Annotated in this window: 12 protein-coding genes; 6 read left to right on the forward strand and 6 right to left on the reverse strand. The window is 63.3% G+C overall.

Translation table 11 applies throughout. The features are described from left to right. Window positions 1–90: 90 nt before the first annotated feature. Both EKH80_RS14790 and mnmG read right to left on the reverse strand, forming a co-directional pair. Window positions 91–888, reverse strand: a complete 798-nt coding sequence (locus EKH80_RS14790) for an RDD family protein (RefSeq protein ID WP_230473713.1) — start codon at window positions 886–888, stop codon at window positions 91–93. Between the two features lie 46 nt (window positions 889–934). Beyond that, complete coding sequence (gene mnmG / locus EKH80_RS14795; protein ID WP_126685550.1) at window positions 935–2812, reverse strand: tRNA uridine-5-carboxymethylaminomethyl(34) synthesis enzyme MnmG; 1878 nt, start codon at window positions 2810–2812, stop codon at window positions 935–937. Between the two features lie 534 nt (window positions 2813–3346). Between mnmG and EKH80_RS14800 the strand changes: the two genes are divergently transcribed. After that, window positions 3347–3532, forward strand: coding sequence for a hypothetical protein (locus EKH80_RS14800; protein ID WP_126685551.1), 186 nt, complete (start codon window positions 3347–3349; stop codon window positions 3530–3532). Window positions 3533–3589: 57 nt separating this feature from the next. Here the strand turns inward: EKH80_RS14800 and pepN are convergent, their stop codons facing one another. After that, complete coding sequence (gene pepN / locus EKH80_RS14805) at window positions 3590–6238, reverse strand: aminopeptidase N (RefSeq protein ID WP_126685552.1); 2649 nt, start codon at window positions 6236–6238, stop codon at window positions 3590–3592. Between the two features lie 66 nt (window positions 6239–6304). Here pepN and EKH80_RS14810 point away from each other — a divergent pair, with 66 nt between their 5' ends. The 5 genes from EKH80_RS14810 (at window position 6305) to lptA (ending at window position 10758) form a co-directional block, all read left to right on the forward strand. Beyond that, window positions 6305–7309, forward strand: a complete 1005-nt coding sequence (locus EKH80_RS14810; protein ID WP_126685553.1) for an aldose 1-epimerase — start codon at window positions 6305–6307, stop codon at window positions 7307–7309. Continuing rightward, a complete protein-coding gene (locus EKH80_RS14815) occupies window positions 7306–8256 on the forward strand; it encodes a pyridoxal-phosphate dependent enzyme (protein WP_126685554.1) in 951 nt (316 codons plus the stop codon). The genes EKH80_RS14810 and EKH80_RS14815 overlap by 4 nt, the downstream gene beginning before the upstream one ends. Window positions 8257–8514: 258 nt before the next feature. Further along, entirely contained in the window at window positions 8515–9282 is a 768-nt protein-coding gene (locus EKH80_RS14820; RefSeq protein WP_158628848.1) for a hypothetical protein, read from the forward strand. 183 nt (window positions 9283–9465) lie between these two features. Beyond that, entirely contained in the window at window positions 9466–10071 is a 606-nt protein-coding gene (locus EKH80_RS14825; RefSeq protein ID WP_126685556.1) for a DNA-3-methyladenine glycosylase I, read from the forward strand. Between the two features lie 15 nt (window positions 10072–10086). Continuing rightward, window positions 10087–10758: a lipopolysaccharide transport periplasmic protein LptA gene (gene lptA / locus EKH80_RS14830; protein WP_230473715.1), complete on the forward strand. Its 672-nt coding sequence runs from the start codon at window positions 10087–10089 to the stop codon at window positions 10756–10758. 44 nt (window positions 10759–10802) lie between these two features. Here lptA and bioC read toward each other — a convergent pair whose 3' ends face one another. From bioC to EKH80_RS14845, 3 genes are read right to left on the reverse strand one after another with little or no spacing between them, the layout of a single operon-like run. Further along, window positions 10803–11684 carry a malonyl-ACP O-methyltransferase BioC gene (bioC, locus tag EKH80_RS14835; RefSeq protein WP_126685557.1) on the reverse strand — a complete coding sequence of 294 codons (882 nt, stop codon included), beginning with the start codon at window positions 11682–11684 and terminating at the stop codon, window positions 10803–10805. Next, window positions 11681–12454, reverse strand: coding sequence for a pimeloyl-ACP methyl ester esterase BioH (bioH, locus tag EKH80_RS14840; RefSeq protein ID WP_126685558.1), 774 nt, complete (start codon window positions 12452–12454; stop codon window positions 11681–11683). Before bioH ends, bioC begins: the two co-directional genes overlap by 4 nt. Next, window positions 12451–13227, reverse strand: coding sequence for a sulfurtransferase (locus EKH80_RS14845; RefSeq protein WP_126685559.1), 777 nt, complete (start codon window positions 13225–13227; stop codon window positions 12451–12453). Before EKH80_RS14845 ends, bioH begins: the two co-directional genes overlap by 4 nt. Window positions 13228–13240 lie beyond the last annotated feature (13 nt).

Genomic DNA, 13240 nt, shown 5'->3' on the forward strand with positions numbered 1-13240 from the left:
TGGTTACGAAAGACTGGATGATACCAAGATGCGCAGAGCAGGTAGGGAGCGGCGCAGGATGGTTCCGGTGCGCGTTTCATGGGCGGCAATTCAGGCGTGGAACGAGCCCTTGTCGTTGCGCGGACGCTCGGATGTGTCCCGTTTTAAATCGCTGGCGCGGCCATTGAGTACGAGCGTATTGGCGAACATGTCATGCAGGCCTTGCTTGCGCTGCGTGAAGGCGATCATCAGGAAGCCGATGCACATGATGAAGCCGCTGATGAATTTGCCACCATAGCGTCCCAGTGCGCGACCGAACGAAATGCGCGCGCCATTCAAGTCGGTCACGCGCATGCCCAGTGCCAGCTTGCCGACGGTTGCCTGCCAGGAGGAGCTTTCGCAGATGGCGAAATACAGCCAGCCGAGAATGAGCGTAGTCAGGAAGTACGGCCATTGCTCAGCATAAAAATGCTGATAGGCCGTCAGCGCGGCCGTCGGGTCGGTCTCATGAGTGATGCGCAGGGTCAGCGCATCGTATGCAGCCCGCATGTGGAACGGTATTTCCAACAACGAAAACGGAAGATACAGCACGAATGCGTCGATGATGTAGGCCGCGACGCGCTTCCAGAAGCCGGCATAGGCGAACGCCGGTGCGCCAGCCTGCGGCTGCTGCAAGGGCGGCGGCGCGTAGGCGTCGGGAGCAGGCGGCGGCGTGGGTTTCTCCAGCGGAAACAGCACCGAAAGCGGCTGCCAATCGGCCAGGCCGTCGTACCAGCCCAGATCGTCGCGGCTCAGCTGGCCGCTGCGCAACCAATGCTTGATCTGTTCTTCCTGATAGGGGCCGTGACGTTCGCCGTTGCGGCCAATCCACACTTCCATGGGGCGTACCTCGATATACGTAAAGCGCATGATGCCATGCGCCTACAAGTGACCGCGAGTTGATGGAGGCGTTGCTTCAGGCGGCGTCGCGGCGCTTCAGGTGCACCAGCAGCAACGAAATGGCCGCGGGCGTGACACCGCTGATGCGCGCCGCCTGGCCGATGGTGACGGGCATGCTGCGCTTGAGCTTCAGCAGTACCTCGGCGGAAAGTCCGCGCACCTTGTCATAGTCGAAGCTGGCGGGAATGAGCGTGTTCTCGTGACGGCGCTGGCGCTCGATCTCCGCGTGCTGGCGTTCGAGGTAGCCGGCATACTTGGCCTGCACTTCGACCTGGGCGGCGACATCTTCGCGTTCGACCATCGGGCCCAGCTCGGGTACTCCGGCCAGCTTGGCGTAGTCCAGTTCCGGTCTGCGCAGCAGATCCAGCGCATGGGTTTCGCGGCTTACCGCCACGCCGAGCTCGCGCTCGATCGCCGCTCCCAGTGCGTTGTTCGGTGCGGCCCACAATCCGGCCAGCCGTTGCGTTTCCCGCTCCACCGCTTCGCGCTTGCTGCGCAAGGCATCAAAGCGCAGCTGTGGCACCACGCCCAGCGCATGACCGGTTTCGGTGAGGCGCAGATCGGCGTTGTCCTCGCGCAGATGCAGGCGGTATTCCGCGCGCGAAGTGAACATGCGATAGGGCTCGATGGTGCCGTTGCTGGTGAGGTCATCGATCAGCACGCCGATGTAGGCTTCATCGCGGCGCGGGTACCAGGGGGCCTTGCCTTGCACCGCCAGAGCGGCGTTGAGGCCGGCGATCAGGCCTTGCGCCGCCGCTTCCTCGTAGCCGGTGGTGCCGTTGATCTGGCCGGCGAAGTACAGGCCCGGGACGGTCCTGGTTTCCAGCCACGGATGAAGTCCGCGCGGGTCGAAATAGTCGTATTCGATCGCGTAGCCGGGGCGGGTGATGTGCGCCTGCTCGAAGCCCTTGATCGAATGCACCAGTTCCAACTGCACGTCGAACGGCAGCGAGGTGGAAATGCCGTTCGGATAGATCTCGAAGCTGTCCAGTCCTTCCGGCTCGATGAAGATCTGGTGCGAGCCCTTGTCGGCAAAGCGCACCACTTTGTCCTCGATGGACGGGCAATAGCGCGGGCCCACACCCTCGATCTGGCCGGTGTACAGCGGCGAGCGATCTAGCGCGCCGCGGATGATCTCGTGCGTGCGCGCGCTGGTGTGGGTGATCCAGCAGCTCATCTGGCGGGGATGGTCGTCGCGGGTACCGAGATAGGAGAACACCGGGGCCGGATCGTCACCCGGCTGCTGCTCCAGGCCGCTGAAGTCGATGCTGCGCAAGTCGATGCGCGGCGGCGTGCCGGTCTTCAGACGGTCCGCCGCCACCGGCAGCTCGCGCAGGCGCTGCGCCAGCGTAGTTGCAGGCGGGTCACCGGCACGGCCGCCGGCATATTGGGCGGGACCGATATGGATCTTGCCGGCCAGAAAAGTGCCCGCGGTGAGCACTACGGACCTGGCACGGAAGGAAACGCCCATTTGCGTCACCGCACCCACCACGCGTCCCTGCTCGATCAGCAGGTCGTCCACCGCCTGCTGGAACAGGTCCAGGTTGGGCTGGGTTTCCACCATGCGGCGGATGGCAGCCTTGTACAACACGCGGTCGGCCTGGCAGCGGGTGGCGCGCACGGCCGGACCCTTGGAAGCATTCAGCGTGCGCCATTGGATACCGGCCCGATCGGCGGCTTGCGCCATGGCACCGCCCAGCGCGTCGATTTCTTTCACCAGATGGCCTTTGCCGATGCCGCCGATGGCCGGGTTGCAGCTCATCTGGCCGATCGTCTCGATGTTGTGGCTCAACAGCAGCGTGCGCGCGCCGCAGCGCGCCGAAGCGAGCGCAGCCTCGGTGCCGGCGTGGCCGCCGCCGATCACGATCACGTCATAGGAACTGGGGTGGAACATCGGAGTAACACAAGGGCAGACAAGCGCTTATGGTACTGCGAACCGCCGCGCCAGAAATCTCCTACGTGAAGCTGGCATGCTTTCTGCATTTATGTTTCCGCACTCTCGCGGGCAGAGGCTGCGCGATTCGCGCGCTGAGACAGGACGGCAGGGGTCCTTTCGCGTACCGGGACAGGAAGCGCAGACGGCGCCCTTTTGGGGCGCCGTCTATTTTTTTGATCTCTGGAAGAGAGATCTGGCGCCCGGCGGTCTCAGGAACAGGGGGAATCCAGGATGACCGTAGTGCCGGGCGCCAGAAACTGGTGGCCCAAACGGGCAGGACGGCTGAGACCGCGCTCCCGAGGCGTGGAAGCGATCATCGCCCTCCGCATGTGAATATGAAGTGACTGAAACGCAATTTTCTGCCGACTTATGGCAGGAGCTGACAGAAAAGGTCACAGCGTGATAACAAGCAAACCGCGTCTGTGATTTACATCACACGATGGCACGTCTGTTGCTGGACGGATCATGCAACTGAAAAGAGGGAGATGTGCCATGGACAACAGCAACGAATTCGCACCGGTGTACTTGCGGCATGATCTGATGGTGGAGATCGGTCGCCTGGAGATGGCGATGGATCACCTGGTCGAACGCGATTCGGTTCAACAGGAGCAACTGCGCCCGCGCCTCGAATCGCGCATGAGCCATCTGCTCACCGAGCTGGATCATCTTCCCGTCTGACCGGACTGTTTGAGGCACCACCCCGAAACGGCGACCCCCCGGTCGCCGTTCGCGTTTTCAGTGCTTGAGCACATTGCCGACGATCTCGCTCAAATTGGGCGACAAGCCTTCGTGTCGTGCCAAGGATTCCAGCGCTTGCTGCGCCGCATGCCGGCGCAGCGGCTCCAGTCGCTGCCAGCCATTGAAGGCGGTGGCCAGGCGCGCCGCGATCTGCGGATTGAGCGCATCCAGTTGCACCAGGCGTTCGGCTAGATAGGGGTAGGCTGCGCCATCGGCACGGTGAAATCCGCTTGGATTGGTGCTGGCGAAGGCGCCGAGCAGGGAACGGGCGCGGTTGGGGTTTTTCAGCGTGAAGGCGGGATCGCTTTCCAGCTTCCTGACCACGGCTAGCGCTGGTTCGTCCGGCACCTGCGCCTGCACGGTGAACCACTTGTCCAGGGCCAGCGGATTATCGGCGTAGCGTTCGCGGAAATGCGCGAGCGCAGACGCCGCCTGCGGCGCGCGCCGGCGGACCAGCACGCTGAGGGCGGCGAGGCGATCCGTCATGCCCGACGCGGTGCTGTATTGCCTTGCTGCCAGCGTGTTGGCCTGCTCGGCATCGATCAGCGCCAGCAATTCAAGCACGCAGCGCTTGAGGCGTCGCCTGGCCTGGCTGCCGGCATCCAGTCGCGGCTCGCCGGCATCGGCCGCCAGCGCACGATAGCGCGCGAGCAAGGCATCGATGCCGATCTGTTCGGCCAATCGATGCTGCATCGTCTCGCGCTGGGCGTGAATCCTTGCCGGATCCACCTCGCTCTGGCGATCCGCGAATTCGATTTCGCCCGGCGGTGTCAATAGATCGGCAAGCAAGGCATTGTCCATCGCATCCTGCTCGAACAATGCAGCCAACGCCTTGCACCATGCCCTGCATGCGACGGAGTCGTCGCCGTCGCGCAAGGTGTCGAAAGCCAGCATGGCCAGTTGCTGCCCAGCTTCCCATCGATTGAAGCCGTCCGCGTCGTGCGTAAGCAGCAGCGCCAGTTCGTCCGGCGTGTAGTTGTACTCAAGCACCACCGGCGCCGAAAAGCCGCGCAGCAACGACGGCACGGGCGATGAGGCAACCTGCTTGAAGACGAAGCGCTGGGTGGCCCGGTCGAGCACGATGACCTTTTCGGCACCGTCGCCTTGTGCCTCGCCATCCGTGTGCAGGGGCAGCAGCTGGCCGTCGCGGCCGAACAATGACAGCTTCACCGGAATCGGCAGCGGCTTTTTGTCCGGCTCCCCCGGCGTGGGGCGAGTCTGTTGCGATAGCGAGAGCGTGTATTCGTGCCGCGCCGCGTCGTATTCGCCTTTCGCATGCAGGCGCGGCGTGCCGGCTTGCGAGTACCACGTGAGATACGCAGCCAGATCGATATGGTTGGCATCGCCCAGCGCGGAGAGAAAATCTTCGATGGTCGCCGCCTGTCCGTCGTGCCGCTCAAAATACAGATCCATGCCCCGGCGGAAACCTTCCTGCCCCAACCGGCCGGCCACCATGCGCACCAGCTCCGAGCCTTTTTCGTAGACGGTGGCGGTATAGAAGTTGTTGATCTCGCGGTATTCCGCCGGGCGCACCGGATGCGCCAGCGGGCCGGCGTCCTCCGGGAATTGCGTGCGCCGTAACAGAGCGACGTCTTCGATGCGCTTCAACGAGGCGGAGTTCATGTCCGCGGAGAACTGCTGTTCGCGGAATACCGTAAGCCCTTCCTTCAGCGAAAGCTGGAACCAGTCGCGGCAAGTGACGCGGTTGCCGGTCCAGTTGTGGAAGTACTCATGCGCGACGACGGCTTCCACCGCGCGGTATTCGTCGTCCGTACTGGTATCCGGATCGGCCAGCAGGTATTTCGCGTTGAAGATGTTGAGCCCCTTGTTCTCCATCGCGCCCATGTTGAAATCGTGCGTGGCGACGACGTGGAACACATCAAGGTCGAAGCTGCGGCCATAGCTGCGCTCGTCCCAGCGCATCGAGCGTTCCAGCGCATCGAGTGCGTAATGGCAGCAATCGATCACATTGGCTTCGGACCAGATCACCAGCTTTACCTTGCGCCCGTCGGTCGTGAGGTAGTCGCGCTGGATGTTTTCCAGGCGTCCGGCGACCAATGCGAACAGGTAGCAAGGCTTGGGATGCGGATCGATGAAGCGCGCCCAGTGGCGGCCGTCCGGCAAGTCGCCGCTGCCGGCTGGATTGCCGCCGGCCAGCAGCACCGGAAAGCGCTCGCGATCGGCACGCAAGGTCACCGTGTAGCGGGCGAGCACGTCCGGTCGGTCCGGAAAAAAGCTGATGTGACGGAAGCCCTCGGCTTCACATTGCGTCAACAGAAATCCGTGCTCGCGCGAACCGGACAGGTACAAGCCTTCCAGTGCGGTATTGGCGGCCGGTCGTACGCGTACGCGCGTTTCCAGCACACTGCCGTCATGGGCGCCGTGGACCTCGAGCACACCTTGTTCGTAACGGTAGCCGTGCGCTTCGAGCTTGCGCCCGTCAAGCGAAATCGCCAGCAACTCCAGGCCTTCACCATCCAGCCGCAGTGGCGTCGACTGCTGTGGGTCGTTGCGCAAAGTCAGCCGAGACGAAACTTCGGTGCTGTCGATGCCCAGGTCGATCTCCAGCTCGATGGCTTCCACCGACCATGCAGGAGGACGGTAATCGCGCAGGCGGATCGGGGTGGTTTCGCTGACGAGGGTCATGGTGGCCGATGTAGAGCAGGGAGCAGTCAGGCTAACATGAGGCCCTTTGGTCGACAGGGCAAGCGGATGAGCGGATTCAGTCTTGAGCGGACCCAGTGGGGCGTCCATGACATGTTCGTGTTGCATGATGGCCAGCGTGGGCGCTGCGCCCGCGTGGCGCGCCGTGGTGCGAACCTGGTATCCCTTGAGCAGGCGGTCGACGGTGTGACCCAAGCGCTGGTCGACGGCTATCGCGATGCCGAGGAACTGGTGCGCTGCCCCAGCTCGCGTTCCGCGATCATGGCGCCGTTTGCCAATCGCATCGCCGACGCCCGCTATACCTTCGACGGCAAAACCCAGGACATGCAGCCAGGCGTGGATTCGCAACGCGGCGTCCGGCATGGTTTCGTACGCAGCCTGGATTTCGAGCTTGCTACCGCCAAGGCGGACGGCGATGGCGCGCAACTTACGCTCAGTACCTCGGTGATCCGTCCCGGCGCCTTTCCCGGCTATCCGTATGCGATCGATCTGGCCGTCACCTACACGCTGGACGCAAACGGGCTTTCCTTGGCGGTGAACATGCGCAACGTCGGTAGCGAGGCCGCCCCGTGTTTCTTCGGCTGGCACCCGTATTTCCGTTTCGATGGCAGCGAGCTGGATCGATGGGAGCTGCTGGTGCCGGCCACCAGGCTGGTGCGGACTTCGCCCGAGTTGATTCCCTTGCCTGGCGAGGAAGCTTTCCAGTCGCTGGACCAGAGCTCGAAGGAACTGGATTTCCGCCAGCCCAGGCCGATCGGCGCGGTGAAGATCGATCATGCCTATGCCGGCCTCGTGCGTGACGAGGATGGCCGCGTGCGCACGCGTTTGCGCGATCCGGCCACTGGCCTGCGCATCAGCATGTGGCAGGAGGACGGCGTCGTGCTGGTATTCACCGCCGACACGGTAGGTCGTGACGTGCGCCGCTCGGTGGCGCTAGAGCCGATGGAAAGCATGTCCAACGCGTTCAATCGCCCCGATTGCGCGGATGCCATTCGCCTGGAGCCTGGCGCTGAGCGCGTGTTCCGCTGCGGCGTGGAGGTCGATCGAGTATGAGTCTCAGCTTGCCGGCCTTTGCAGACATCCAGGACGCAGCCGCGCGTATTGCCCCGCATGCCGTGGTGACGCCGGTGGTTAATCACGCGGCGCTGGATGCATTGACGGACGCGCATCTGTACTTCAAATGCGAAAACCTGCAGCGGGGTGGCGCTTTCAAGTTTCGTGGCGCCTGCAATGCCGTCTGGTCGCTGACGGATGAGCAAGCGAAGTGTGGTGTCGTCACGCATTCGTCCGGCAATCACGGCAATGCACTGGCCATAGCGGCAGCTACGCGTGGCATTGCCGCGCACGTCGTGGTGCCTGAGGGCGCCGTCCGCGCCAAGGTGGAGGCGATCGAGCGAGCCGGTGCGATTGTGCACCGCTGCGCTGCAACCATCGCTGCGCGTGAAGCCAAGGCCGCCGACGTGCAGCAGGCCACTGGCGCGGTCATGGTGCATCCCTATGCAGATCCGCGAGTGATGGCCGGGCAGGGCACGGCCGTGCTGGAGCTATGGCAGCAGAGCGGAGGGCTGGAAGCGATCATCGCGCCGGTGGGTGGCGGTGGACTGCTGTCGGGTTGTGCCATTGCCGCACATGGCCTGGCTTCTGCGATCAGGATGTATGGCGCCGAGCCGTCGGGTGCTGCGGATGCAGCGCAATCGCTGGCGAGCGGCACGCGCGTCGATCACTTTGTGCCGAATACGGTTTGCGATGGTCTGCGCGCGCTGATCGGCGCACCGAATCTTGAGGCCTTGCGCGAGCATCGCGTAGAGGTCATCACGGTCAGTGATGAAGAAACCATTGCCGCGATGAAACTGCTTTGGCAGCAACTCAAGCTGGTGGTGGAAGTATCGAGCGCCACCGTGTTCGCGGCAGTCCTCAAGCAGCGCGAGCGATTTGCCGGTCGCCGCGTAGGCTTGGTGTTGACGGGCGGCAATGTCGATCTCGACGCGTTGCCGTGGTGAAGAAAGCCGGACGGGTGCGTGGGGCTGCGCATCTGTTCGCTGTTCGTGACATTTTGCGATTCACCGCGCTTGTATGAAAAGCAGACGCGCCATGCAACGGCTGGTTGAAAAAGTCCTCCCTCGTGCTTGCCGCCCATGCGTGACGCAAGTCTTGTTTGCGCGTGACGATTTTTGATGCCAATCACGGCCAGGGAACCGAATTTCGCTCATCCTGGCGCCCTGTTTCGTGTGACCCAGCATCGAACAACAGGGGGGCCTATGATCGAGCTGGAAATCCAGGTTCTCTCCGACCGGAGAGAAGGTCTGGTGATGGAGATTGGGCAAGTCATCAGCGCCCATAACTATGCATCGCTGCGTCAACGGCTTACGCAGGACGGGCGCGGTGCCTTGCTGTCGATGCTCGTGCGCGGTCCTTCCGAGCAGCGCCTCGCGCTGGAGGAAATGCTGGGTACGCACCATCGCGTACTGAGTTTCGAGGCCGCACTAAGTAAAGAAGCCATGGCGATTTCGGTGGCCGCGCCGAAAGTGGCGTCGCCCGGCTTGGTAGCGGAGCCCAGGCTTGCCTTCGAGGCGCCGGCGGCCATGCCGGATATCGAGCAGGTCGAGCAGATTCTGCCCAGGCTAGTGCAGGATTTTCCCCATATCTATTCCGGATTGGCGGCGCTGAAAAGCAAGGTGACGGGTGCTGCACAGGATCCTTCGATGTTCCTGGCAGGCCGGCGTGTCGGTTTGTGGGTGTACAAACGCGATTACGCCGGGGGGGTGTCCTTGGGGCTGGGCGACGCGATCAAGCGCATCGCCGTGCCGGCCTTGCGGCAGATCGCCCAGATCGAGCCACGCGGGGTGCATGTCCACGTCCTCGATTGCCCCATGTGTGACTCCGCCGGCGGCTCGGGCTGCCGATTTTACGGTGGCTATCTGGAGGGCTTGCTCGGTGCTGCGCTGGCCGACAGGAAGGTGCGCGCAAGACAGCTCAGCTGCAGAGGCGCCGGCGCGGCGCATTGCAGTCTGGAAATTTCGCATTGAGGGAAGCTCTGATTTATTCAGAGCTTCCGCGGTGCAAGGATGCACCGCCCACGAATCAAGCACCTAAGTGTTTGATTCGTGGTAGCCGCGTGCGGACATGTGCCGTGCGCGGCGCGTCTGAAAAAATCCAGGAAGGATTTTTTCAGACTCATCCTGAGTTGGCGCTATTCTCCTGTTCCAAAAATGGATGCGAAGAAGGGGAATACCGTGCCGACTACGCGCGTACGCTGCCACTGGGCGGCCGATGGCGATCTGATGCAGGCCTACCACGACAGCGAGTGGGGCGTGCCGCTGCACGACGACCGGATGCTGTTCGAGTTCCTGTGCCTTGAAGGTGCGCAGGCCGGCCTGTCGTGGCGTACGGTGTTGCACAAACGTGAGCACTACCGCCGCGCGTTCCATGACTTCGACATCGCTCGCGTCGCGGCGATGAAGGATCGCGAGCTGGAAAAGCTGTTGCTGGACCCGGGTCTGATTCGCAACCGGCTCAAAATCAGCTCCGTGCGCGACAATGCCAAGGCGGCGCTGGCAGCAATCGACGAACACGGCAGCCTGGACCACTACTTGTGGTCTTTCGTGGACGGCAAGCCGGTGCGTAACACCTGGCTCAGCCGCGGCGACGTGCCGGCTACTACGCCGGCTTCGGACCGCATGAGCAAAGCCTTGAAAAAGCGTGGCTTTCGCTTCGTGGGCAGCACCATCTGCTACGCCTTCATGCAGGCCACCGGGATGGTCAACGATCACCTGGTGGAATGTTTCCGGCACAAAGCGTGTGCGGCTAAGCGCTGAAGTACGAAGGCTGGGATGACAATCCCAGCATCGGCAATGCTTGCCAAGAGCTGGGATTGCCATCCCAGCCTACCCGACAGCATCAGCGGCCATGAAAAACTGAATAGAATGGTGGCCATCGCGATCACCGAGATGCCGCACATGAAGCCGCTCCATGCTGTCCCCATGTTCCCGCTGTGCGCCGCCATTTTGTTGCTCCTGCCGCTGGCGGTGCACGCCAAGACCGGTGATCGCAACCAGCCTATGACGACCTCGCAATCCTCCGTCAACGGCTCCCAATCCCCTAATACGATTACCACGCTGACCGGCAACGTAGTCGTGACCCAGGGCAGCATGAAGGCCAAGGGCGACGTCGCCCAGGTCTACTTGGGCGCCGACGCCCAGGTCAGCCGCATCGTGATGAAGGGCCATCCGGCGCATATCCAGCAGTTGGACGACAATGATCACTTGATGACCGGCGAGGCGCCCACGCTCGACTATGACAATGTAAACGGCATCGTGGTGCTGCAGCCGGACGCCGTCGTCACGGAGCAGAGCATGGGCGACGCACATGCCGACAAGCTCACCTACAACACGCAGACCGCGTATTTCACCGGTACGGGCAACGTGAGTGTGACTTACCTGCCCAAACAGCGGCAGGACGGCAATGCGCAGCCTGTACCGGCATCCACCGCCCCGCAGAAATAGTCGTAGGCTGGGTTGCAAAACCCAGCATCGCCATCCATGCAACTTTACCGCCGGCGCGACCCGCGCAGGCTGTCCACCGCAAAACTGGCGATCTCGCCGCCGCCTTTGGCTCGGCGCGACTGGCCCGGCGCCGGGCCCCAGGCATGGGCCGTCACCACTTCCCAGGTGGCGGGAATGCGACCGTTCAAACGCATCGCCTCGTAGGCCGCCAGCATGGCCTGGAAATGGCGCTTGCCGGTAAGGCCACGTTCGCGGCCGCGGTCCGCGTGGGTGGCGCCGAGGCCCTTGAGTTCGCGCAACAGGGCCTTCGGTTCGCTGTAGGTCAGCGTGTAGCGATCCACGTCCAGTACCGGATCGCGCAGGCCGGCGTTGATCATGGCATCGCCCAGGTCGTGCATGTCCAGGAAGCGGCTGACGTGCGAATGCTGGTCCACCGCGGCCCAGGCTGCGCGCAGCTCGCGCAGGGTGTCCGGGCCGAAGGTGGAGAACAGCAGGATGCCGCCCGGCTTCAGCACGCGCACGCATTCGCCGAACAAGGCCGGCAGGTCGTCGATCCACTGGAAGCACAGGTTGGAATGCAGGACGTCCACGCTGTGATCGGGCAGCGGCAGTGCCGTGGCTTCGCCGCATACCCGCGCAAACGGCTTGAGCCAGCTGGTATGCGACTTGGCGGCGCGCAGCATCGGAACGGCGGCATCGATGGCGATGACCTGCGCTTTGCCGTAGCGTCTTTTCAGCAGCGCACTGCCGCGACCGGTGCCGGCGCCCACGTCGATGATGCGTTGGGGCTGCTCGAGATAGAAATCCAGCCGTTCCAGCAACAGCTGCTGCACTTCGCGCTGTAGTGCATCGTGCTGTTCGTAGCTGCCGGCGGCATGGCTGAAATTGGCGCGCACACGCTGCGCATCGATCTGGAAGTCGCTCATGCGTTCGCCTCCAGCCATGGCAGCAGGTTTTGCGCGACGGCTTGCGCATGGCTCAGGAAAGGCGCGTGACCGGCGCGCGCGGTCAAGTGGTATTCGCCCTGGCTGATCTGAGCCGACCATTCCATCGCCGATGGATGCACCAGCCGGTCGAGCCGCCCCGCGTTCCACCAGCTGTTACCTGCCTTGAGGTTTGGCAGGCAGCTGCGCAAGTCGGTCTCGTCCAGGACGCGGATGCCTTCCTGCAGCACACGTAGGTTGGGCTCGCCCCGTGCAAAGACCTCGGCGCGCAGCTTGCGCAACTCCGCGCGCGGGTCGGGGCTGCCCATCACTTCCAGCGCGAGGAAGCGCTCGATGGTGGCGTGGTAGTCGGTTTCCAGGTCGGTGGCGAGCTGGCGTACCAGCGCAGGGTCGCGCCCTTGCGGCCAGTCGTTACCGCTCACGAAACGCGGCGTGGCGCACAGCATGGCCAGGCCGCGCACCTGTTGCGAGAAATCCAGCGCACCTTGCAACGCCACCACTCCGCCGAGCGACCAGCCCAGCCAGATCGCCGATGGCGTGGCTTCGGCGATGGCGCTAGCGCAAGCCTTGGGTTCCAGCGGCAAACCGCAATCGCGCGAATAGCCATGACCGGGCAGATCGACCAGATACATCGTGCAGCGCTCGCGCAAGGCATCGACCAGCGGATGGAAAATGCCGCCATGCATGGCCCAGCCGTGCAGCATGACCAGCGGGATCGGGCCGCTGCCCTGGGTTTCGATGTACAGGCTCATGCGGGCATTTCTTCCTCTCCCGTTTGGGGAGGGAGGGGTTGAAGGAGAGCAGGGTTCAGGTCCTTGTCCACGGCGCCGCGCTCGTCGAACACGAAGCAGTCGCCCTGCCAGTGCGCGCCACCGGCTTCCTCGAAGTACTTCAGGATGCCGCCCTCCAGCTGGAACACGCGCTGCATGCCGATGTCCTGCATGTACAGCGCGAATTTCTCGCAGCGGATGCCGCCCGTGCAGTAGGACACCACCGTCTTGCCGGCGTAGCGGGATTGATCGGCGGCTAACACCGAAGGCAGTTCGGTAAAACTCGCAATGCGATAATCGATGGCTTGCGCAAACATGCCGGCGTCGGTTTCGTAGGCATTGCGCGTGTCCAGCAATACCACGTCCCTGCCTTCGTCATCGCGCCCCTGGTCCAGCCAGCGCTTGAGGGTGGCGGCGTCCACCGCCGGTGCGCGGCCGCCTTCGGGGCGAATGGTTGGATGACGCAGCGTGATGATCTCTTTCTTCAGGCGCACGCGCATGCGTTTGAACGGCACGTGTTCTGACCAGGATTCCTTGCCCTGCATGCCGGCAAAGCGCGGATCATCCCCCAGCCAGCTCATGAACCCGTCGACCGCTTCGCGCGGGCCGGCCAGAAAAAGATTGATGCCTTCCGGCGCCAGCAGAATCGTGCCTTTTACGTCGAGTGCGTGGCATTGCGCAAGCATGCGCTCGCGCAGCGCGGGCAGATCGTCCAGGCTGACGAATCGGTAGGCGGAGATATTCAGGATCGACATGACGGGGGACTGG

It is taken from the genome of Dyella choica (assembly GCF_003977665.1).
Lineage (GTDB): Bacteria > Pseudomonadota > Gammaproteobacteria > Xanthomonadales > Rhodanobacteraceae > Dyella_B > Dyella_B choica.